Raw genomic sequence first — 22,475 nt, forward strand, 5'->3', positions numbered from 1 at the left:
GGTCTTCTTACTCCGCCAGGACCCAGGTGTCTTTCACCCCGCCGCCCTGCGACGAGTTCACCACCAGCGACCCTTCGGTCAGTGCCACGCGGGTCAGCCCCCCGGGCACCAGTTCGATCTTTTCTCCCACGAGGCAGTAGGGTCGCAGGTCGACATGGCGCGGCGCGATCCCCTCCTCCACGAAGGTCGGACAGGCCGAGAGCGCCAGCGTCGGCTGCGCGATGTAGTTCTCGGGCTTGGCGCGGATCTTGGCCTCGAAGGCCTCGATGGTGGACTTGTCGGCCTTCGGCCCGACCAACATACCGTATCCGCCCGAGCCGTGCACCTCCTTCACCACCAGCTCCGGCAGGTGCTCGAGCACGTATTTGCAATCGTCCTTCTTGGCGCATTGCCATGTCGGCACGTTCTCGAGCACCGGCTCCTCGCCGAGGTAGAAGCGCACCATCTCGGGCACGTAGGTGTAGATCGCCTTGTCGTCGGCAACGCCCGCGCCCGGTGCCGAGCAGATCGTTACGCCGCCGGAGCGGTATACGTTCATCAGCCCCGGCACGCCCAGCATCGAGTCGGGGCGGAAGCACAGCGGGTCGAGGAAGCTGTCGTCGATCCGGCGATAGATCACGTCGACCTTCTTGGGGCCCTCGGTGGTCTTCATCCAGACGAAATCGCCCTCGACGAAGAGATCCTGCCCCTCGACCAGCTCGACCCCCATGAGGTCGGCCAGGAAGGAGTGCTCATAATAGGCCGAGTTGAACTGGCCCGGCGTCAGGATGACGATATTGGGCTCGTTCTGGCACTTCTTCGGCGCCACCGAGGCCAGCGTCTTTTTCAGCAGCCCGGCATAGCCGTCGACCGGCGCGATGCGGTTCTCCATGAAGAGCTGCGGGAACATGCGCATCATGATCTCGCGGTTCTGCAGCATGTAGCTGACGCCCGAGGGCGTGCGACAGTTGTCCTCGAGCACGTAGAACTGATCGGGGCCGGTACGCACGAGGTCGACGCCGACGATGTGGCTGAACACCCCGCCCGGCGGCATGAAGCCGATCGCCGCCTTCTCGTAGGCTTCGTTGTTGGTCACGAGATGCTCAGGGATGCGCCCGGCGCGGATGATCTCGCGGCGCCCGTAGACATCGCAGAGAAACGCGTTGAGCGCGGCGGCGCGCTGGCGGATGCCGCGGTCGAGCTTGCGCCATTCCGAGGCGGTCAGCACGCGCGGGAACATGTCGAACGGGATCAGCCGTTCCGGATCACCGCCCTCGCCATAGACCGCGAAGGTGATGCCGACGCGGCGGAACAGGTCCTCGGCTTCGGATTGTTTCAGGCTGCGGAGCTCGGAGGGCATCGACCGATACCACTGCTCGAGGCTCTGGTAGGCGGCGCGGACGTCCGCGCCGTTCATCATCTCGTTGAAGATCGGGGCTTGCTTGGCGCTCATTGTCTTCCCTTCGCTCTGCGCTTCAACGTCCAACTAATCTGCCGCAAGTGAAAGGCCTCAGGTAAAAAAATTTGTCCAGTTCGCCAATTCTCGCCCAATTCTTGAGCGCTGCCGGATTCGGCGTTTTGCATAGGATAACCACCTAAACGCATGGATCGGACCAAATTGCCGCAATTTTTCGCACCATTATTATGCAAACGCAGGAATTTTCGCCTACAAATTGCGCGCCACGCCGCGATCGGGAAACACCGGGGCAAATTGACGTGGCGACCGGGGAACCCCCGGCTAAGCAGTTACCGCGCTCCAGACGGGGCGTGAACAACGGGGATGCCACGGCGGCAAGAGGCTCAAGCCCGACACCCGCCCTGGCTTACAAAAACGAAGCGGCGAGCAGTCAATTTCTGCTCCGCCCGGCAATGCGTCGGGCGGGTACGGGAGGATCGCGCCGCGTACAAGGGAAGTGACCTTAATGATCAAGACATTGAAACTCTCGGGTGTGGCCGCTGCGGCCCTGATCGCCGCAGGCGCAGCCAACGCCCAGGACGTGGAATGCCCCATCAAGGTGGGCGTGCTGCACTCCCTGTCCGGCACCATGGCGATCTCGGAGACCACTCTGAAAGACACCATGCTGATGCTGATCGAAAAGCAGAACGCCGATGGCGGCCTGCTCGGCTGCGAGCTCGAAGCCGTGGTCAAGGATCCGGCCTCCGACTGGCCGCTCTTCGCCGAGAAGGCGCGCGAGCTGATCTCGAACGACGAGGTCGACGTGACCTTCGGCTCCTGGACCTCGGCCAGCCGCAAGGCCGTGCTGCCGGTTCTCGAAGAGCTGAACGCGCTGTATTTCTACCCGGTCCAGTACGAGGGCGAGGAGAGCTCGAAGAACGTGTTCTACACCGGCGCCGCCCCGAACCAGCAGGCGATCCCGGCCACCGACTATTTCCTCGACGAACTCGGCGTCGAGAAGTTCGCCCTGCTCGGCACCGACTACGTCTACCCGCGCACCACGAACAACATCCTCGAGTCCTACCTGAAGTCGAAGGGCATCGCCGAGGAAGACATCTTCGTCAACTACACCCCCTTCGGTCACTCCGACTGGTCGACCATCGTCTCCGACGTCGTGGCGCTGGGTGAGGACGGCAAGCAGGTCGGCGTGATCTCGACGATCAACGGCGACGCCAACATCGGCTTCTACAAGGAACTCGCGGCGCAGGGCATCTCCGCCGACGACATCCCCGTCGTGGCCTTCTCGGTCGGTGAGGAAGAGCTCTCGGGCCTCGACACCTCGAACCTCGTCGGCCACCTCGCCGCGTGGAACTACTTCATGACCGCCGAGTCCGAAGCCAATGACGAGTTCATCGCCGCATGGCACGAATTCATCGGCGACGAGGCCCGCGTGACCAACGACCCGATGGAAGCCCATTACATCGGCTTCAACATGTGGGTGAACGCGGTCGAAGCGGCCGGCACCACCGATGTCGACGCGGTGCGCGAAGCGATGTGGGGCCAGGAGTTCCCGAACCTGACCGGCGGCACCGCCGTAATGGGCGTGAACCATCACCTCTCCAAGCCGGTGCTGATCGGCGAGATCCGTGCCGACGGCATGTTCGACATCATCTCCTCGACCGAGCCGGTCCCGGGCGATGCATGGACCGACTACCTGCCGGAATCCGCTCCGCTCAAGTCGGACTGGAAGGAGCTCGAGTGCGGCATGTACAACACCGAGACCTCGACCTGCGTCCAGCTCAAGTCGAACTACTGATCTGACGCTCTGACAGCGTTAGCGGCGGGCGCTCCTTCATGGCGCCCGCCGCCCGAGTTTCCTCGAATTTCCAAGACCTTTCGCAAAGGCTGCCCATGCTGCGCGCGCTCTTCCTCGCCCTCGCGCTGATCCTCGGCCTGTGCCTGCCCGCCTCGCGGGCCGTGGCGCAGGATGCCGGACAGGATCTGCAGGCGATCCTCCAGACCCACGCCGAGGAGGTCGCCAGCCCCGGCCGCCGCAGCGTCGGCACGGTGATCGACGCCCTCACCGCCTCCGGCCTGCCCGGGGTGCCGCTGTTCCTCGAACGCTGGGCCGACCGCAGCGTCTACCAGCGCAGCGGCGACGGGCTGTTCTACTACGCCGAGAAGCAGGGCAACGAGTATGCGCTCTCCGACATCGCCACCGGCGAAGCCGCCGGCACCGCGCCAGCCTCCGAGATGACCGAGATCCGCCCCAACGGCGGCGTGCGCCGGGTCATCGGCACCGCACTGGTGCAGTTCCAGCTCTCCGATCCCGACATCGCCCGCCGCACCGCCGCGCTCGATGCCATCTCCCGCAGCCCCGAGGCCGACCAGCTCGAGCCGCTGCGCAACTCGATCGAGGGCGAGACCGATGCCGGGCTGCTGGCCCGCAAGGAGCGGCTCGTGGGCATGCTCGCGGCGCGCTACGGCGACACGCAAGAGGCGCGCATCGCCGCCATCGAGGCGCTCTCCGATGCCATCGCCGTCGATGTGCGCGCGGTGCTGAACCAGATCCTGACCACCCGACCGGGCGTCGCAGCCGAACTGCCCGAGGGCGCCAACATCGCCCGCACCCTCACCCCCGGGGACGATCTGACCGAGGCCGAAGCCTATGCCCAGCTGGTCGAGGCCGGGCTCGCCCCCGCCGCCCAGACGCCGGCCCAGATCAAGGCCGCGCTGACCGACAACATCGACGGCGGCAGCGTCGGCGGCGTCCCCATCGGTCAGCTCGCAACCGAGGCCGGGCGCGATCGTGCCTATGCCGCCCTTGCCGACGCCGGCACCGTGCCAGCGCGGGTGACCGAGGACGATGTCGAGACAGCCCTCGCCTCGCACGTGTTCTACGAGGAATACACCGAAAGCGACTCCGCGATCACCGACGCCGCGCGCGAAGCGCTCGACGAGATCGAGACCCGCGTGGCGCTGAACCAGGCGCTGGATCTCGGGCTCGACGCGCTGTCGCTGGCCTCGATCTATTTCCTCGCCGCCATCGGCCTCGCCATCACCTTCGGGGTGATGGGGGTGATCAACATGGCCCATGGCGAGTTCATCATGATGGGCGCCTATACCGGCTACGTGGTGCAGCAGATCATCCCCGATTACACCCTGAGCCTGATCGTGGCGTTGCCGCTGGCCTTCGCGGTGACCTTCGGCGCCGGCGTGGCGATGGAGCGGCTGGTGATCCGCTGGCTCTACCACCGCCCGCTCGAGACCCTGCTCGCCACCTTCGGCATCTCCATCGCGCTGCAGCAGCTGGCGAAGAACATCTTCGGCACGCAGGCCCGCCCGCTGACCTCGCCCTCCTGGCTCGACGGCGCCTGGGTGATCAACGACGTGGTCTCGATCGCCAATATACGCATCGCGATCTTTGTGCTGGCGCTGATCTTCCTCGGGCTGATCCTCTTCGTGCTGAACAAGACCCGTCTCGGCCTTGAGGTCCGCGCGGTGACGCAGAACCCCGGCATGGCCGCCTCGATGGGCATCAACCCCGACAAGATCAACATGCTGACCTTCGGCCTCGGCTCAGGCATCGCCGGCATCGCCGGCGTCGCCATCGGGCTCTACGCCAAGGTCACCTCCGAGATGGGCGCCGACTACATCGTGCAGAGCTTCATGACCGTGGTCGTGGGCGGCGTCGGCAATGTCTGGGGCACGCTCGCCGGCGCCGGGCTGATCGGCATCCTCCAGAAGGGCATCGAGTTCTTCAACCCGTCCAACACGCTGGCGGCGCAGACCTACATGATCCTCTTCATCATCCTGTTCATCCAGTTCCGCCCCAAGGGCATCGTCGCCCTCAAGGGCCGTGCGGCGGGAGACTGAGCATGCGCGCATCTGTCCCGAACACCGCACCCGGCCGCGAAATCCGGCCTGCCTCCGGCGGGGATATTTGCAGCCAGAAGAAGCTGCAGGCCGCGCCCCTGATTTCTTCTGGCCGAAAATATCCCGGGGGTGAGCGCGCCCCGGCGCGCGAAGGGGGCAGCGCCCCCTCCCTGACCAGCGAAAGGGCCCTCGCATGACCCGAACCTTCCTGACGCAGAACCGCTCGGTGTTCTGGTTCCTGCTGGCGCTGGGGATCTTCGCCCTGATCGTCACCGTGCTTTCCGAGGCCGCCGGCAACGGCATGATCTCGACGAGCTTCGTCAAGACGCTCGGCAAGACGCTCTGCCTGATGCTCGTCGCCGTGGCGATGGACGTGGTCTGGGGCTACACTGGCATCCTCAGCCTCGGCCACATGGCCTTCTTCGGGCTTGGCGGCTACATGATCGGCATGTGGCTGATGTATGCCCGCACCGAGATCATCGTCACCGAGAGCCTGCTCGCCGCCGCCATCCCGCCGACCCCGCAGGAAATCCACGACTCCATCGGCACACAGATCTTCGGCGTGGTGGGCAGCTCGGAATTCCCCGCGGTATGGATCTTCGCCCACAGCTTCTGGCTGCAGATTGCCATGGTCGTGCTGGTCCCCGGCCTGCTGGCGCTGGTCTTCGGCTGGCTCGCCTTCCGCAGCCGGGTCACCGGCGTCTATCTCTCGATCCTGACTCAGGCGATGACGCTGGCGCTGTCGCTCTACCTGTTCCAGAACGAGAGCGGGCTGCGCGGCAACAACGGCCTTTCGGGCCTGCAGAACCTGCCCGGGCTCGACGACGTGCCGCAGGCGACGCTGTCGATCGCCTTCTTCTGGGCCTCGGCCGTGGCGCTTGGGCTGGGCTATGTGCTCTTTGCCTGGGTCACCTCGGGCAAGTTTGGCTCGGTGATCCGCGGCATCCGCGACAACGAGAGTCGGGTGCGCTTCCTCGGCTACCATGTCGAGGGCTACAAGCTCTTCGTCTTCACCCTGACCGGCATCGTCGCAGGCATCGCCGGCGCGCTCTACTACCCGCAGGCCGGCATCATCAACCCGAACGAGATCGCCCCCATCGCCTCGATCTACCTCGCGGTCTGGGTCGCCATCGGCGGGCGGGGTCGGCTCTACGGCGCGGCGCTCGGCGCGGCCTTCGTGTCGCTGCTGTCGAGCTGGTTCACCTCCGGTGCGGTGCCCTCGGTGCCGCTCGGCTTCTACACCATCCAGTGGACCGACTGGTGGCTGGTGCTGCTCGGCGTAAGCTTCGTCGCGGTGACGCTGCTGGCGCCCAAGGGTATCGGCGGGCTGTTCGATCTCGTCACCACGCGCCACCCGGTGCCCGAGCGGATCGGCGATTTCGGGCCCGACAAGGGCGCGCGCCGCACCGTCGAGGGGGAGGAAGAGAAATGAAGACGCTTCTCGAAATGTCCGGCGTGTCGGTGAGCTTCGACGGGTTTAAGGCGATCAACAACCTGAGCTTCCGCATCGGCGAGCCCGAGCTGCGCGCCATTATCGGCCCCAACGGCGCCGGCAAGACCACCTTCATGGACATCATCACCGGCAAGACCCGGCCCGACGAGGGCACGGTGATCTACGGCGAGAAATCGATCTCGCTGCTGAAGATGTCGGAAAGCCAGATCGCGATGGCCGGCGTCGGGCGCAAGTTCCAGAAACCCACCGTGTTCGAGGCCCAGACCGTGCGCGAGAACCTCGCCATGGCGCTGAAGAACAAGCGCGGGCCGTTCGATGTCTTGCTCTACCGGAAGACCAGGCGCGGCGCCGAGCGCATCGAGGAACTGGCCGAGATCATCGGCCTGACCGACGCCCTGCCCCGCGTCGCCGGTGAGCTGAGCCACGGTCAGAAGCAATGGCTCGAGATCGGCATGCTGCTGGCCCAGGACCCGCGCCTGCTGCTGGTCGATGAGCCTGCCGCCGGCATGACGCCCGCCGAGCGCGAGCACACCACCGATCTTCTCAAGCGCGCCGCCGAGAAGCATGCGGTGGTCGTGGTCGAGCACGACATGGAGTTCATCCGCCGACTCGACTGCCGGGTGACGGTGCTCTGCGAGGGCTCGGTGCTGGCCGAGGGCTCGCTCGATCACGTGACCTCGAACCCCGAGGTCATCGAAGTCTATCTCGGGCGCTGAACGTGGCGCCCGCCAGATCCTTCCGCACGCCCCCGCAGCCCTCGCCCGAGGCGGCTGGGGCGCGGCGCCGATCAAGACCCGGACGGGCAGGAGACAGAACATGCTGAGCGTCGAGAACCTCACCCTGCATTACGGCCAGAGCCAGATCCTGCACGGCATCTCGCTCACCGCCGAGCCCGGCAAGGTCACCGCGGTGACCGGCACCAATGGCGTGGGTAAGACCTCGCTTCTGAAGGCCATCGCCGGGCGTCACCCCTATTCGGGCGGCACCATCACGCTCGACGGCAAGCCGCTCAACCACCTCACCGCCTTTCAGGCCGGACGCGCCGGCATCGCCTACGTGCCGCAGGGGCGCGAGGTGTTCCCGCTGCTGACCGTGCAGGAGAACCTTGAGACCGGCTTCGCCTGCCTGCCGCGCTCCGAGCACAAGGTGCCCGAGCACATCTTCGAGCTGTTCCCGATCCTCAAGGATTTCCTGCATCGCCGCGGCGGCGACCTCTCGGGCGGCCAGCAGCAGCAGCTCGCCATCGCGCGGGCGCTGATCTCGCGGCCACGGGTGCTGCTGCTCGACGAACCGACCGAGGGCATCCAGCCCAACATCATCCAGCAGATCGGCCGGGTGATCTCGCAGCTGCGCGACCAGGGCGACATGGCGATCATCCTCGTGGAGCAGTATTTCGATTTCATGTGGGGGCTGGCCGACAGCTTCGTCGCGGTGACGCGGGGAGAGGTTGCGCTCTCCGGTAGAGCGGGCGAGATCGACCGCGAGGCATTGCTGGCCAAGGTGTCGATCTGACGGTTTATCGCTAACTTGCCGCACTGCGGCAGATTTTTCCCTTGCCCAAATCGCTTTGAGAGACAACTCTCCGGCACGGGAGAGTTGTTTGCATGCTGCTATCGGCAAACAGAATGAGAGGCGAGACACGGCCCGCGCGATACCGCGTGGCGCGTAAGTTCACCCCAACCCGAATTTTGACAGTCCGTCGTTGCCCGGCCCCGGGCGGCGCGCCCGTTGTTTTACCGATTGTCTTGCACGTTCACAGGAGGACCCCATGACATCCATGCGCAAACCGCTGCTCGGCAGCGTCGCGATGGCCCTGGCGCTGAGCGCCGGCGCCGCCGGGGCGGAGACCATCCGCTTCTGGACCACCGAGGAGCAGCCCGAGCGCCTCGCGCGGCAGGAGGCGATGGCCCAGGAATTCGGCGAGGCCTCGGGTCACACCGTCGAGGTCATCCCGGTGACCGAGAGCGAGCTCGGCACCCGTGCCACCGCCGCCTATGCCGCCGGCGATCTTCCGGACGTGATCTACCACCCGCTTGCGCTGGCCCTGCCCTGGGCCGAGGCCGGCATTCTCGACCCTGACGCTGCGACCGACGTGATCGAGGATCTCGACCCCGAGACCTTCGCCTCCGGCGCGCTCGAGATGGCACGCTTCGACGACGGCAGCTGGGCCTCGGTCCCCGCCGATGGCTGGACCCAGATGATCGTCTACCGCGCCGATCTCTTCGAGGAAGCCGGCCTGGAGCCGCCGACTTCCTACGCCGCCGTCGAGACCGCGCTGGAAGCGCTGCACAACCCGCCGGAAATGTATGGCTTCGTCGCCGCCACCAAGGTCGACGAGTCGTTCATGAGCCAGGTGCTCGAGCATGTCTTCCTTGCCAATGGCGTCAGTCCCGTCGGCGCAGACGGCTTCGCGCCGCTCGACGAGGCCGCCACCACCGAGGTGCTGGAGTTCTACAAGGCCATCGCCGAGGCCTCGCCTCCGGGCGATCTCTACTGGGACCAGTCGCGTACGCTCTACTTCTCGGGCAACGCCGCGATGATCATCTGGTCGCCCTTCATCCTCGACGAGCTGGCTGGCCTGCGCGACAGCGCCCCGCCCACCATCAACGATGACCCGACCTCGACCGAGCTGGCCTCGATGACCGGCATCGTGACCAACTTTTCCGGCCCGTCGAACCAGGATGGTGCCGCCTGGGCCTCGATCAACATGTTCGGCATCACCGGCGACGCCCAGACCGACGCCGCCATCGAGTTCGTGAAATACTCGATGGACGAGGGCTATGTCGACACGCTGGCCATCGCGCCCGAGGGCAAGTTCCCGATCCGCCGCGGCAACGCCGACGATGCCGAGGCCTTCGTCAACGCCTGGTCCGAACTGCCGGTGGGCGTCGACCGCAAGGCGGCGCTGAGCGATCTCTACCCGCAGGAGATGATCGACGAGATCGTCGCCGGGCTCGACGTGGCCCAGCGCTGGGGCGTCGAGGACGGCCAGCTTGCGCTGGCCTCGAAGATGATCGGCAGCCAGGCGCTGAACCGCGTGGTGCGCGAGTATATCGACGGCCAGATCGACGCCAGCGCGGCGGTCGAGAAGCTCAACAGCGAGCTCAGCGCCATCCAGTAAGGCGCCCCGCCCTCCCCGGCGCGCCGCCGGAGAGGGCTCCGCATTCGACAGACGAGGGCGAGATGACCGACGCCACCCCTCCCATTGGCACCGGCCCGCTGGCGAAGCGCGAGGCGCGGCTGGCCTGGGGCCTGCTGTTCCCGACGCTGGCGGCGGTGTCGCTGGTGGTAATCCTGCCGCTGCTGGCGGTGTTCTGGATCAGCTTCAAGCCGGTGACCCTGGCCGACCTGCGCCCGCCCACGCCGATCGTGCGCGAGGACATCCGCGGCGATCTCGAGGCGCCGGGTGACGAGGCCACGCTGCGCTATCGGCTGCGCAACTCCTCGCAGGATCAGCCGATCCTCGGGGTGACGCTGAGCGACGCCTGGCCCGAGGGGCTCGAGGCCGGCGAGCTCGACCCGGCCTGCGCCATCGCGGACGGCCGGCTGGACTGCGATTTCGGCGACTGGGAGGGTGGCCAGCGGGTCACCCTGCAGATCCCGGTGACCGCGAGCGAGACCTATCTCGCCGGCCCTCCGGCAACCGACAGTGCCCCCGAAATGAGCGGCAGCGCCACCAACGTGCTGACCAGCTTCGACTTCACCGTCGAAAATTTCGTCCGCATCTTCGACGGCGACGAGTTCTGGTCGGTGCTGGGAGTGACGCTGTTCTACACCATCTTCGGCACGCTGGGCGCACTGGTGATGGGGCTCTTCGCTGCCATGCTGCTCAACAAGTCCTTCAAGGGACAGGGCATCCTGCGCGGGCTTTACCTGTTTCCCTATGTCGCGCCGGTGATCGCGGTGGCCTTTGCCTGGATCCTGCTCTTCGATCCGTTCTCGGGCTCGGCCAACGCCCTGCTCTTGCAGATGGGCGTGACCACGCAGGCGATCAATTTCTTCGGCGAGCGCCCCCTGGCGCTGATCATGGTGACGCTGTTCGAGATCTGGCGCTATTTCCCTCTCAGCTTCCTGTTCATCCTGGCCCGGATGCAGTCGATCGATCACGACATGTACGAGGCCGCCGACATGGACGGTGCCTCGCCGTTCCAGAAATTCTGGTACCTGTCGCTTCCGCAGCTTTTGGGCATCCTGTCGGTGCTGTTCCTGCTGCGCTTCATCTGGACCTTCAACAAGTTCGACGACATCTTCCTGCTCACCGGCGGCAACGCCGGCACGCGGGTGCTGACGGTGAACGTCTATGAGCAGGCCTTCGCGCTGTCGAATATCGGCGCAGGCGCGGCGGTCGCGGTGGTGATCTTCTGCTGCCTGCTGCTGTTCTCGGTGTTCTTCTTCCGGGTGATGAGCCGGGAGGAAGGGCTGTGAGCGTGGCGCAGGTGGTGAGGGTGTTGAGGGGCGCTGCCCCTCTGCCGCCCGGGGGCCGGCATTCACCCCGAGGTATTTTTGAACCAGAGAAGATCAGGGGGGCGGCATGAAACTCCTGCGGCATGGATATCTGACCGGGCCCATTTTGGGGGCGCTGTGGTCGCTGGTGGTGGCCACGACGGTGGCGGTGGCGATGAGCCTGTTCACCGGTGACGCCTTCCGTCCGACGCTCTGGGGCGGGCTGATCGCCGGCGTGGCGCTGGGGCTGGCCTGCCTGCGCTTCGGCGGGCGGCAGCGGCTGCTGGCACCGCTTGCGGTGGCGCTCGCTCTGCTGGCGCTGAGCGCGGTGGCGGGCATCGGCCCGCTCGAGATCGGCGAGGGCAGCGCACCGCTGGCCGCCTGGACCGGGCGCGTGGCGACGATCGGCTTCACCGGGCTCGGGCTCTGGCTGATCCTCGAGGAACTGCGCCCGGGCGCCCTTACCCGGCACGAGTTCGAGGAGGCGGTGATCCGCTTCCTTACCGGCTTCGGCTATATCTTCTTCACCGCCATCGTGCTTATCCCGTTCTACGTCATGGTGATGACCAGCCTGAAGAACCAGTCCGAGCTGATGGCCAACCCGCTCGATTTCACCATCGACCTGAGCCGCGGCGCCGAGCTGTTCCGCAGCTATTCCGAGCTGATGACGCAATACAGCTTTGGTCGCTACCTGTGGACCAGCTTCTACGTCTCCGTGCTGACCGTGCTGATCACGCTGGCCTTCGCCATCCCCGGCGCCTACGCGGTGGCGCGGCTGCGCTTCAAGGGACAGGCGCTGTTCTCGCGCTCGATCCTGCTCATTTACATGGTGCCGATGATCGTTCTGGCGCTGCCGATCTACATCGCGTTCTCCATGACCGGGCTGCGCAACACCATCTTCGGCATCGTGATGATCTACCCGGTGACCACGATCCCGGTGGCGCTCTACATGCTGCAGGGCTACTTCCGCGGCCTGCCGGCGGAGATCGAGGAGGCCGGGCTGATGGACGGTCTGAGCCGGCTCAAGGTGATCTGGCAGATCACCCTGCCGCTGTCGCTCCCGGCGCTGGCCAGCGTCTCGCTCTACGTCTTCATGATCGCGTGGAACGAGTTCCTGCTGGCCTTCATGCTGCTCGACGATCCGTCGAAATACACCCTGACCCGCGGCATCGCCTCGCTGAACTCCTCGGAGGTGCCGCGTCAGCACCTGATGGCGGGATCGGTGATCGCCACGGTGCCGATCATGGTGCTGTTCCTCGGGCTCGAGCGCTTCATGACCAAGGGGCTCACCGCCGGGTCGGTGAAGGGATGACGCGGCGCGACGATCAGGCCCGCGCCATCCTGCGCGGCAACGACCGGGGCGCCTACACCGTGCCCACCGACATGCTCTACCCATTCCAGTGGAACTGGGACAGCGCCTTTGCCGCCTGGGGCTTCTCCACCTTCGACAGCGACCGCGCCTGGCGCGAGTTCGAGACGCTTTTCGCCGCGCAATGGGCGGATGGCATGGTGCCGCACATGGTGTTCCACGACGAGGCGCCGGGCTATTTCCCCGGCCCCGATGTCTGGGGCGCGGGCGGCGACGTGCCAACCTCGGGCATCAGCCAGCCGCCCGTCGCGGCCACGCTCATGCGCGCGGTCTGGGAGGCCGATCCGGAGGCGGGCACCGCGCGGCTGCGGGCGCTCTACCCCAGACTGCTCGCGTGGCACCGCTGGTGGATGCAGACCCGCTGCGCCAGTGGCGCGGTGGCGGTGTGCCACCCGTGGGAATCGGGGCGAGACAATTGCCCCGACTGGGACGTGGGTCTCGCCAATGTCGACGGCTCCGGCGCCGGCGACTACGCCCGCCGCGACGAGGCGGAGGTCGACGGCGCACAGCGCCCGACCAAGCTCGAATACGACCGCTACCTCGCGCTGGTGCGCTTCGGCAAGGAGTGCGGCTGGAACCAGCAGACCATCGTCGCGGAGTGCCCGTTCCTGATGACCGATCCCGGCATCACCTTCATCCTGATCCGCGCCCATCACGATCTCGCAGCCCTCGGCCGGGCGCTGGGAGAGGATGTGCGCGAGATCGAGGGCTGGGCGGCGCATCTGCGCGCGGGCGTGCAGACGCTCTGGAACCCGGAGCTGCAGAGCTACGACGCCAAGGACCTGCGCAGTGGTAGATGGGCCGGGGTGATCGGCTCGGGCGCGCTGCTCTGCTGGCTGGCGCGCTGCGAGACGCCGGAGATGGAGGCGCATCTCGCCCGCATGTGGGACGCGGTGGCCTACGGCCTGCCGTCGTCGGACCCGGAGGCGCCGAGCTTCGAGCGCAAGCGCTACTGGCGCGGGCCGGTCTGGCCGCAGATGAACGCGCTGATCGGGCTCGGGCTCGCCAGCGCCGGGCGCGACTGGGACGAGGCGCGGCTGCGCGAGGAAACCGCCGCGCTGATCGAGCGCGCGGGCTTCCGCGAATATTTCGACCCGCTGGATGCCGCCCCCTGTGGCGGCGACAATTTCACCTGGACCGCCGCGGTTTGGCTGGCCTGGGCCGGAAGGTAAGGACAACAGACATGGCAAGCATCGAGCTGAGAAGCGTCGAGAAATGGTACGGCGAGGCGCAGGTCATCAAGGGCGTGGACCTCGCCATCGAGGAGGGCGAGTTCGTGATCTTCGTCGGGCCCTCGGGCTGCGGCAAGTCCACCCTGCTGCGGATGATCGCGGGGCTGGAAGAGACCTCGCGCGGCCAGATCCTGATCAGCGGGCGCGACGCCACCGCCGAGCCCCCCGCGCGGCGCGGGCTCGCCATGGTGTTCCAGAGCTACGCGCTCTATCCCCACATGTCGGTGCGCGAGAACATGGGCTTCTCGCTAAAGGCCGCGGGGGTTGCGAAATCCGAGATGGACGCCAAGGTCGACGAGGCCGCGCGCGTCCTCAAGCTCGAGCCGCTGCTCGAGCGCCGGCCCAAGGATCTCTCGGGCGGCCAGCGCCAGCGGGTGGCGATCGGCCGCTCGATCGTGCGCGACCCGACAGCTTTCCTGTTCGACGAGCCGCTCTCCAACCTCGATGCCGCGCTGCGCGTCGAGATGCGCTACGAGATCGCCAAGCTGCACCAGACGCTGGATGCGACGATGATCTATGTCACCCATGACCAGGTCGAGGCCATGACGCTGGCCGACCGCATCGTGGTGCTGGAGGCCGGCCGCGTCAGCCAGGTCGGCTCCCCGCGCGAACTCTACGAGCGCCCGGGCAACCTCTTCGTGGCGCAGTTCATCGGCTCGCCCAAGATGAACGTCTTCCCCGCCACCACGGCAGGGCTGACGCTCGATGCCCCCCTGCCCTCCGAGGCCGAGCATTTCGGCATCCGCCCCGAGCACATCTCCCTCGGCGCGCCGGGCAGTGGCCAGATCGACGGCACCGTCGACGTGATGGAATATCTCGGCGCCGACACCTACGTGATCGTCGATTGCGGCGCCGCCGGGAAGCTCACCGTCCGCACCCACGGCGACACCGGCCTCAAGCCCGGTCAGCCCTGCGGCCTGATCTTCGAGCCCGGCCAGACCCATCTCTTCGGTGCCTCCGGCCTCGCGCTGCGCTGACCCTCGCGCGCGGCCCCGCCCTTCTCTGGTTCCCAAATACCTCGGGGGAGTCCGCGCGTCCCGCGCGGGCGGGGGCAGCGCCCCCGAACGGCACGACCTTGACAAGCGGGCCGCCGCAGGACACATCGCGCCCATGTTTTACACGCTTCTACAGGTCGCCGCGGGCGGCGCACTGGGTGCCAGCGGGCGCTATCTCACCGGCGTCGGCATGACCGCACTGATGGGGCGCGGCTACCCGTGGGGCACGCTGACGGTCAATATCGTCGGCTCCTTCCTGATGGGCGTGCTGGTGGTGGTGCTGGCGAATTTCTCCGCCACCCGCTTCGCTCCCTTCCTCACCGTGGGGCTTCTCGGCGGCTTCACCACCTTCTCGAGCTTCTCGCTCGACGTGGTGACGCTCTACGAACGCGGCGAGGTCGTGCTCGCCGCGAGCTACGTCACCGCCTCGCTGATCCTGTCCATCGCCGCGCTTTTCGCCGGCCTGCTGCTGACCCGGAGTATCTTCGCATGAGCCGCGTGCAGACCATCACCGTGGGCCCCGGCGACGGCGACCAGCGCCTCGACCGCTGGCTCAAGCGCCATTTCCCGCATCTCCAGCAGGGCCGCATCGAGAAGATGTGCCGCAAGGGCGAGCTGCGCGTCGATGGCGGCCGCTGCAAGGCCGCGACCCGCCTCGAGGTCGGCCAGCAGGTGCGCGTCCCGCCCCTGCCCGAGCCCGACGAGGCGGCGGCCGCCGCGGCCGCGGCCAAGCCGCGCCAGCCCAAGGTCAGCGATGCCGACGCCAAGATGATCCGGGACGCGGTGATCTACCGCGACGACCACATCATCGCGCTCAACAAGCCCCCGGGCCTGCCGGTGCAGGGCGGCAGCAAACAGGAGCGCCATGTCGATGGCCTCTCCGAGGCGCTGCGCTTCGACTATGACGAGAAGCCGCGCCTGGTGCACCGGCTCGACAAGGACACCTCCGGCGTGCTGCTCCTGGCCCGCACCCGCGAGATCGCCCAGGCGCTCACCGCCGCGATCCGCCACAAGCAGACCCGCAAGATCTACTGGGCGGTCGTCGCCGGCGTGCCGACGCCCTATCTCGGCGAGATCCGCTACGGACTCGTCAAGGCCCCCGGCCACGGCAAGTCCGGCGAGGGCGAGAAGATGATCTGCGTGCACCCACGCGAGATGGACCGCACCCCCGGCGCCAAGCGCGCCCATACGCTCTACGCCACGCTCTACCGCGTCGCGGGACGTGCCTCGTGGGTGGCGCTCGAGCCGATCACCGGCCGCACCCACCAGCTGCGCGCCCACATGGCCGAGATCGGCCACCCGATCATCGGCGACGGCAAGTATGGCGGCTCGGGGCAGGAAAACCTCGGCGACGGCTGGGGCGCCCAGCTCGGCGGGGTGATCTCCAAGAAGCTGCACCTGCACGCCCGCTCGATGACCTTCCTGCACCCGGTGACCAAGAAGCCGGTCACCGTGACGGCCTCCCTGCCCACGCACATGGCGCACACCTGGGAGACACTCGGCTGGGCCGAGGACATCGCCGCCGACGATCCCTTCGCGGAGCTGCACTGAGCATGTCGCTGCGCCTCGTGATCTTCGACGTCGACGGCACGCTCGTCGACAGCCAGGCCGACATCCTCGCCTCGATGCAGGCGGCCTTCGGGGCCATCGGCCTCGCGGTGCCCCCGCGCGAGGAGATCCTCGCCATTGTAGGGCTGTCGCTGCCGCAGGCGATGGCCAAGCTCGCCCCCAAGGCCGACAAGGCGGCCCGCGCCGAGATGGTCGCGGCCTATAAATCCGCCTATCTCGCCCTGCGCGCCGAGAAGGGCACGCCGGAGAGCTCGCCGCTCTACCCGCATGTGCGCAAGGTGCTGACCCAGCTGCACGCCGAGCCCGACACGCTGCTGGGCCTCGCCACCGGCAAGTCGCGCCGCGGTCTCGACAAGCTGGTCGATGGCCACGACATGCGCCAGCTCTTCGTCACCCAGCAATGCGCCGACGACCACCCCTCCAAGCCGCACCCCTCGATGATCGAGGCGGCGCTCTCGGAGACCGGGGTCGAGGCGCATCGCGCCGTGATGATCGGCGATACCAGCTACGACATGGACATGGCCCGCTCCGCCGGCATCCTCGCGATCGGCGTCACCTGGGGCTACCACGACGCCGAGCGGCTGCGCGACGCGCATCTCGTCATCGACGATATCCGCCTGCTGCCCGGCCTTCTGACACAGATCTGGGAGCAGACCGCATGAGCGAATGGGCCCCCCGCCGCTTCTACGAGACCGCCACCGCCACCGAAGTCGAGGGCGGCCACGGCGTCGCGCTGGACGGCCGCCGGGTGATGACGCCGGGCAAGTCGCCGCTGGTGGTGCCGACCCTCGGGCTGGCCGAGGCCATCGCCGCAGAGTGGCAGGCGCAGGGCGAGAAGATCGACCCCAACACCATGCCCTTCACCCGCACCGCCAACAGCGCCATCGAGAAGGTTGCGCCGCAGCGCGAGGCGGTGGCGCAGATGCTGGCCGATTACGGCGACAGCGACCTGCTCTGCTACCGCGCCGACCAGCCCGAGGAGCTGGTGCAGCGCCAGTCCGAGCGCTGGGATCCGCTGCTCGACTGGGCCGCCGCGCGCTTCGGCGCCCGGCTCGCGCCCCGCGCCGGGGTGATCCACGCGCCGCAGGAGGCGCAGGCGCTCGACGCGCTGGCCCGCGAGGCGCACGCGCTCGACGCCTTCCAGCTCGCCGCCTTCCACGACCTCGTCTCGCTCACCGGCTCGTTGGTCCTGGGCCTCGCGGCCACCGATCCCGAGCACGATCCCGAGGCGCTTTGGGCGCTGTCGCGGCTCGACGAGAGCTGGCAGGAAGAGCTCTGGGGCGTCGACGAAGAGGCGAGCGAAGTCGCGGAACGAAAGCGTCAGGCCTTCCTGCACGCGCATAGGTTTTACAGCCTGTGCAAGGCTGATTAATCAGGCCGCGCGAACCGATTGACTGCTCAATTAGGCGGCACGTAAGGGTGATTTCTCAGGCAGAACGGCTTGACCTCTCAGAAGGAATCCTCCCAAACTCGCCAACACCAGAGGGGGGGAGCACCCATCCTAGGTTATGACGGCCCATATGGGGCCAATGAACCGGCCCGACAGGGGCTGGAAAACAGGAAGAGGTTAACATGAAGAACACCGTAATCCTTGGCGCGCTGACCGTTGCCGGTCTCGCCGCTGGCGCCGCAAGCGCCGCGACGCTCGACGACGTCAAGGCACGTGGCAATCTGAACTGCGGCGTGTCCACCGGCCTGACCGGCTTCTCGGCCCCCGACGCAAACGGCGTCTGGCAGGGCTTTGACGTCGCCGTCTGCCGTGCCGTTGCAGCCGCTGTCCTCGGCGACCCGATGGCGGTCGAGTTCGTCTCCACCACCGGCCAGACCCGCTTCACCGCGCTGGCATCGGGCGAGATCGACATGCTGGCCCGCAACACCACCTGGACCTTCTCGCGCGACAACGACCTCAAGTTCGAATTCGTCGGCGTAAACTACTATGATGGCCAGGGCTTCATGGTTCCGAAGGAGCTGGGCGTGTCCTCGGCCAAGGAACTCGACGGCGCCACCGTCTGCATCCAGACCGGCACCACCACCGAGCTCAACCTCGCGGACTTCTTCCGTGTGAACAACATCAGTTACGAGCCGGTTCCGATCGAGACCAACGCCGAAGCGCAGCAGCAGTACCTTGCCGGTGCCTGCGACGTCTACACCACCGACGCCTCGGGCCTCGCCGCCACCCGCGCCTCCTTCGAAGCGCCGGGCGATCACGTGATCCTGCCGGAAATCATCTCGAAAGAGCCGCTCGGCCCGCTGGTTCGCCACGGCGACAGCGAGTGGGGCGACATCGTGCGCTGGAGCCTCAACGCCCTGATCGCGGCCGAAGAATACGGCGTGACCTCGGCCAATATCGAGGAACTCTCCTCGGCAGCGACCGACAACCCCGAGATCAACCGCCTGCTCGGCACCGAAGGCGAGCTCGGCGCGATGATCGGCCTCGAGGCCGACTGGGCCAAGAAGGCGATCATGGCCAACGGCAACTACGGCGAGATCTTCGAGAAGACCATCGGCGAAAACACCCCGATCGGCCTGTCGCGCGGCCTGAACGCGCAGTGGACCGAGGGCGGCCTGATGTACAGCCCGCCGTTCCGCTGATCGGACGGAAAACGACGGGGCGCGGGGAGACATTCCCGCGCCCTTCCTAACTGACGACGAACAAATCAGACTATAGGTCGAAACGACCAAACTGAGTTCCCGGAGAGGGGCTGGATGCCGGAAAAACCGGCGCGATGCCTTGGAAAGAACGGGAACCACCGGGGAGACGACATGACGACGATGACAGACCCGCCGGGGCAGGGCTTCCGGCTGTCGCAGCTTATTTACGACACACGCTACCGCTCGCTCACGATCCAGGTCGTGGCGATGATCGTGCTGATGCTCCTGTTCTCGTGGCTGGTGTCGAACACCATCCACAACCTCCAGACGCTCGGCAAGGATTTCGATTTCGGCTTCCTGACCCAGCCATCGGGCTACGACATCAACCAGCGCCTGATCGAGTATGACAGCCAGTCGACCCACGGGCGCGCGGCCGTCGTCGGCATCCTCAACACCCTGCTCGTCGCCGTCCTCGGATGCGCACTGGCCACCGTGCTCGGCGTGATCGCCGGCGTTCTGCGCCTGTCGAACAACTGGCTCGTCTCGCGCCTGATGGCGGTCTATGTCGAGGGCTTCCGCAACGTCCCGCTGCTGCTCTGGATCGTTCTGATCTTCGCGCTGATGACCGAGAGCACCCCGGCCCCGCGTGCCTTCCGCGGCGATACGCCCGATGCCTCGATGCTGTTCGACGCCGTCGCGATCACCAACCGCGGCGTCTATATCCCGGCGATCCATTTCGCCTCGCCCTTCTTCACCAACGGCCTGTTCAACTGGCTGCTGATCCTCGCGGTGCTGGGCGCCTCGATCTTCGCCATCAGCCGCCTGCGACACTGGGCCACCGAGAAGCAGGAAGCCACCGGCGACCGACCGACGACCTGGTACCTGATCCTCGGCCTGCTGATCGTGCCCACCGGCCTGCTGATGCTGCTGATGGGCGCCTTCCTCGACATGCCCTCGCTGCAGGGCTTCAACTTCGGCGGCGGCGTGCACCTGCGAAACTCGCTGATCGCGCTGTGGCTGGCCCTGTCGCTCTACACCGGCGCCTTCATCGCCGAGATCGTCCGCGGCGGCATCCTCGCGGTCAACAAGGGCCAGACCGAGGCCGCCTACGCGCTCGGAATCCGCCCCAGCACCACGATGAACCTGGTGATCCTGCCGCAGGCGCTCCGGGTCATCATCCCGCCGCTGATCTCGCAGTTCCTCAACCTCACCAAGAACAGCTCGCTGGCCATCGCCGTGGGCTACATGGACGTCCGCTCCACCCTTGGCGGCATCACCATCAACCAGACCGGACGCGAGCTCGAGGGCATGCTGCTGCTCGGGCTGTTCTACCTCGTGCTCAGCCTGCTGATCTCGGGCGTGATGAACGTCTACAACGCCTCCGTGAAGCTGAAGGAGCGCTGAGATGAGCGATACACACGCACAGACCGTCGCCTATGTCCGCGAAACCATGGTCGAACAGAAGGAGCCGCCGCTGTCGCAGTCCGGCGCCTACAAGTGGATCCACGAGAACATGTTCTCGACCCCGCTCAATGTCATCCTGACGGTGGTGTCGCTGTTCGTGATCTGGACCGTGCTGAGCCACGTGCTGCCCTGGGCGGTGATGGGCATCTGGGACGCCGACAGCCTCGCCCAGTGCCGCGAGATCCGCGATCAGCTCTACGGCGCCGATGCCTCGGTGGCCTGCTGGGCGGTGATCTCTGAGCGCTGGAACCAGCTTCTCTTCGGCTTCTACCCGCCCGAACTCTACTGGCGCCCGGTCCTGGCCTTCGTGCTGTTCCTCGCCGCCATCGCGCCGGTGCTCTTCGCCTCGGTGCCGCGCAAGATGCTGTGGTTCTCCGCCGCAGCGCCCTTCGTGCTCTACTGGCTGCTCTGGGGCGGCTCGCTCTGGGGCCCGATCGCCGTGGCCGCGGGTTTCGCCCTCGGCGCCGTGGTGATGCGCTTCGCGGCCCCTGCCCTCGGCGCGCTCGCGGGCGTCCTTCTGGCGATCCTCGTCCCCCTGCTCTACTGGTTCCTGATCTCCGGTCCGCTGGCCGGCGCGCTCAACGCGGTGATCCCGCTCGAGCTGGTCAACGTGCGCTCCAATGACATGGGCGGCTTCATGCTGGCGATGATCATCGGCGTCTCGGGCATCGCGCTGTCACTGCCGCTGGGCATCGTGCTGGCGCTGGGGCGACAATCGGACCTGTTCATCATCAACAAGTGCTCGGTGTTCTTCATCGAGGTGATCCGCGGCGTGCCGCTGATCGTCTGGCTGTTCACCGCCTCGCTGCTGCTGAACTACTTCCTGCCGCCGGGTACCAATTTCGACCTCATGCTGCGGGTCATCATCATGGTGACGCTGTTCTCCTCGGCCTATATCGCCGAGGTGGTGCGCGGCGGTCTCGCGGCGCTTCCCAAGGGCCAGTACGAGGCGGCCGACGCACTCGGGCTCGACTACTGGAAGTCGATGCGGCTGATCATCCTGCCGCAGGCGCTCAAGATCTCGATCCCGGGCATCGTCAACACCTTCATCGGCCTGTTCAAGGACACCACGCTGGTGGTCTTCATCGGCCTGCTCGACCCCATCGGCCTGTCGAACGCCATCCGCGCCAGCACCGACTGGAACGGCATTTACTGGGAACTCTTCGTCTTCATCGGCCTCTGCTTCTTCATCTTCTGCTTCAGCATGGGCCGCTACTCCCTCTTCCTCGAGAAAAAGCTCCGTCGTGAGCACCGCTAAGGAGACCTGATCATGCAACAACAAGCGACCGATACCGTCGACCGCAGCCACATGACCGTCTCCGACGAGGTGGCGATTCAGATCACCAAGATGAACAAGTGGTACGGCAATTTCCACGTGCTGCGCGACATCGACCTCACGGTCCACCGGGGCGAGCGCATCGTCATCGCCGGGCCTTCGGGCTCCGGTAAGTCGACGATGATCCGCTGCATCAACCGTCTGGAAGAGCACCAGGCCGGCCAGATCGTGGTCGACGGGACCGAGCTCGGCTCGGACCTGAAGAACATCGACAAGATCCGCTCCGAAGTCGGCATGGTGTTCCAGCACTTCAACCTGTTCCCGCACCTGACCATCCTCGAGAACTGCACCCTCGCCCCGATCTGGGTCCGCAAAGTGCCGAAGAAGGAAGCCGAGGCCACGGCCATGCACTTCCTCGAGAAGGTCAAGATCCCGGAGCAGGCGCACAAGTATCCGGGCCAGCTCTCCGGCGGCCAGCAGCAGCGCGTGGCGATCGCCCGCTCGCTCTGCATGAAGCCGCGTATCATGCTCTTTGACGAGCCCACCTCGGCGCTCGATCCGGAGATGATCAAGGAAGTGCTCGACACCATGGTAAGCCTTGCCGAAGAAGGCATGACCATGCTCTGCGTGACCCATGAGATGGGCTTCGCGCAGGCGGTGGCAAACCGGGTGATCTTCATGGATGCGGGCCAGATCGTCGAGCAGAACGAGCCCAAGGCGTTCTTCAACAACCCGCAGCACGAGCGCACCAAGCTGTTCCTCAGCCAGATCCTCGGCCACTGAGCCCCCTACCCTACGGGCAGAGACATCATCGCAAAAGCCCGTCCAGAT

The 22,475-nt window shown here is 66.5% G+C and carries 19 protein-coding genes; 18 read left to right on the forward strand and 1 reads right to left on the reverse strand.

The features are described from left to right. Positions 1-7: 7 nt before the first annotated feature. Positions 8-1,432: a circularly permuted type 2 ATP-grasp protein gene (locus tag KUV62_RS00985; protein ID WP_261395148.1), complete on the reverse strand. Its 1,425-nt coding sequence runs from the start codon at positions 1,430-1,432 to the stop codon at positions 8-10. Between the two features lie 469 nt (positions 1,433-1,901). On the opposite strand from KUV62_RS00985, the gene urtA reads away from it, so the two are divergent. From urtA to KUV62_RS01075, 18 genes are all read left to right on the forward strand, one after another. Next, positions 1,902-3,191 (forward strand): urea ABC transporter substrate-binding protein, encoded by a 1,290-nt coding sequence (gene urtA / locus KUV62_RS00990; protein ID WP_222601823.1) that lies wholly within the window; start codon positions 1,902-1,904, stop codon positions 3,189-3,191. Positions 3,192-3,286: 95 nt separating this feature from the next. Next, positions 3,287-5,251 carry an urea ABC transporter permease subunit UrtB gene (gene urtB, locus KUV62_RS00995; RefSeq protein ID WP_222601824.1) on the forward strand — a complete coding sequence of 655 codons (1,965 nt, stop codon included), beginning with the start codon at positions 3,287-3,289 and terminating at the stop codon, positions 5,249-5,251. Between the two features lie 193 nt (positions 5,252-5,444). Further along, complete coding sequence (urtC, locus tag KUV62_RS01000) at positions 5,445-6,683, forward strand: urea ABC transporter permease subunit UrtC (RefSeq protein ID WP_222601825.1); 1,239 nt, start codon at positions 5,445-5,447, stop codon at positions 6,681-6,683. Beyond that, positions 6,680-7,420: an urea ABC transporter ATP-binding protein UrtD gene (urtD, locus tag KUV62_RS01005; RefSeq protein WP_222601826.1), complete on the forward strand. Its 741-nt coding sequence runs from the start codon at positions 6,680-6,682 to the stop codon at positions 7,418-7,420. The genes urtC and urtD overlap by 4 nt, the downstream gene beginning before the upstream one ends. Positions 7,421-7,520: 100 nt before the next feature. Continuing rightward, the gene (urtE, locus tag KUV62_RS01010) at positions 7,521-8,216 is read left to right on the forward strand and encodes an urea ABC transporter ATP-binding subunit UrtE (RefSeq protein WP_222601827.1); all 696 of its coding nucleotides are present in this window, start codon (positions 7,521-7,523) and stop codon (positions 8,214-8,216) included. A gap of 256 nt (positions 8,217-8,472) precedes the next feature. Further along, positions 8,473-9,825 (forward strand): ABC transporter substrate-binding protein, encoded by a 1,353-nt coding sequence (locus tag KUV62_RS01015; protein ID WP_222601828.1) that lies wholly within the window; start codon positions 8,473-8,475, stop codon positions 9,823-9,825. Positions 9,826-9,887: 62 nt separating this feature from the next. Then, a complete protein-coding gene (locus tag KUV62_RS01020; RefSeq protein ID WP_222601829.1) occupies positions 9,888-11,129 on the forward strand; it encodes a carbohydrate ABC transporter permease in 1,242 nt (413 codons plus the stop codon). A 106-nt stretch (positions 11,130-11,235) separates the two neighbouring features. Then, positions 11,236-12,459 carry a carbohydrate ABC transporter permease gene (locus KUV62_RS01025; RefSeq protein ID WP_222601830.1) on the forward strand — a complete coding sequence of 408 codons (1,224 nt, stop codon included), beginning with the start codon at positions 11,236-11,238 and terminating at the stop codon, positions 12,457-12,459. Beyond that, complete coding sequence (locus tag KUV62_RS01030; protein ID WP_222601831.1) at positions 12,456-13,688, forward strand: MGH1-like glycoside hydrolase domain-containing protein; 1,233 nt, start codon at positions 12,456-12,458, stop codon at positions 13,686-13,688. The genes KUV62_RS01025 and KUV62_RS01030 overlap by 4 nt, the downstream gene beginning before the upstream one ends. A gap of 11 nt (positions 13,689-13,699) precedes the next feature. Continuing rightward, on the forward strand, positions 13,700-14,725 hold the full coding sequence (locus KUV62_RS01035) for an ABC transporter ATP-binding protein (RefSeq protein WP_222601832.1): 1,026 nt from the start codon (positions 13,700-13,702) through the stop codon (positions 14,723-14,725). A 133-nt stretch (positions 14,726-14,858) separates the two neighbouring features. Next, a complete protein-coding gene (gene crcB, locus KUV62_RS01040) occupies positions 14,859-15,236 on the forward strand; it encodes a fluoride efflux transporter CrcB (protein WP_222601833.1) in 378 nt (125 codons plus the stop codon). Continuing rightward, a complete protein-coding gene (locus KUV62_RS01045) occupies positions 15,233-16,294 on the forward strand; it encodes an RluA family pseudouridine synthase (protein WP_222601834.1) in 1,062 nt (353 codons plus the stop codon). Before crcB ends, KUV62_RS01045 begins: the two co-directional genes overlap by 4 nt. A 2-nt stretch (positions 16,295-16,296) precedes the next feature. Next, on the forward strand, positions 16,297-16,974 hold the full coding sequence (locus KUV62_RS01050; protein WP_222601835.1) for an HAD-IA family hydrolase: 678 nt from the start codon (positions 16,297-16,299) through the stop codon (positions 16,972-16,974). Next, complete coding sequence (locus KUV62_RS01055) at positions 16,971-17,684, forward strand: ATP12 family chaperone protein (protein WP_222601836.1); 714 nt, start codon at positions 16,971-16,973, stop codon at positions 17,682-17,684. The genes KUV62_RS01050 and KUV62_RS01055 overlap by 4 nt, the downstream gene beginning before the upstream one ends. Positions 17,685-17,884: 200 nt before the next feature. Beyond that, positions 17,885-18,904 carry an amino acid ABC transporter substrate-binding protein gene (locus KUV62_RS01060; RefSeq protein WP_222601837.1) on the forward strand — a complete coding sequence of 340 codons (1,020 nt, stop codon included), beginning with the start codon at positions 17,885-17,887 and terminating at the stop codon, positions 18,902-18,904. Between the two features lie 171 nt (positions 18,905-19,075). Then, entirely contained in the window at positions 19,076-20,308 is a 1,233-nt protein-coding gene (locus KUV62_RS01065) for an amino acid ABC transporter permease (RefSeq protein ID WP_222601838.1), read from the forward strand. 1 nt (position 20,309) lies between these two features. Continuing rightward, a complete protein-coding gene (locus tag KUV62_RS01070) occupies positions 20,310-21,626 on the forward strand; it encodes an amino acid ABC transporter permease (protein WP_222601839.1) in 1,317 nt (438 codons plus the stop codon). 12 nt (positions 21,627-21,638) lie between these two features. Then, on the forward strand, positions 21,639-22,427 hold the full coding sequence (locus KUV62_RS01075) for an amino acid ABC transporter ATP-binding protein (protein ID WP_315901555.1): 789 nt from the start codon (positions 21,639-21,641) through the stop codon (positions 22,425-22,427). The last annotated feature ends 48 nt before the right edge of the window (positions 22,428-22,475 follow it).

This window comes from Salipiger bermudensis (assembly GCF_019801965.1).
Classification (GTDB): domain Bacteria; phylum Pseudomonadota; class Alphaproteobacteria; order Rhodobacterales; family Rhodobacteraceae; genus Salipiger; species Salipiger bermudensis_A.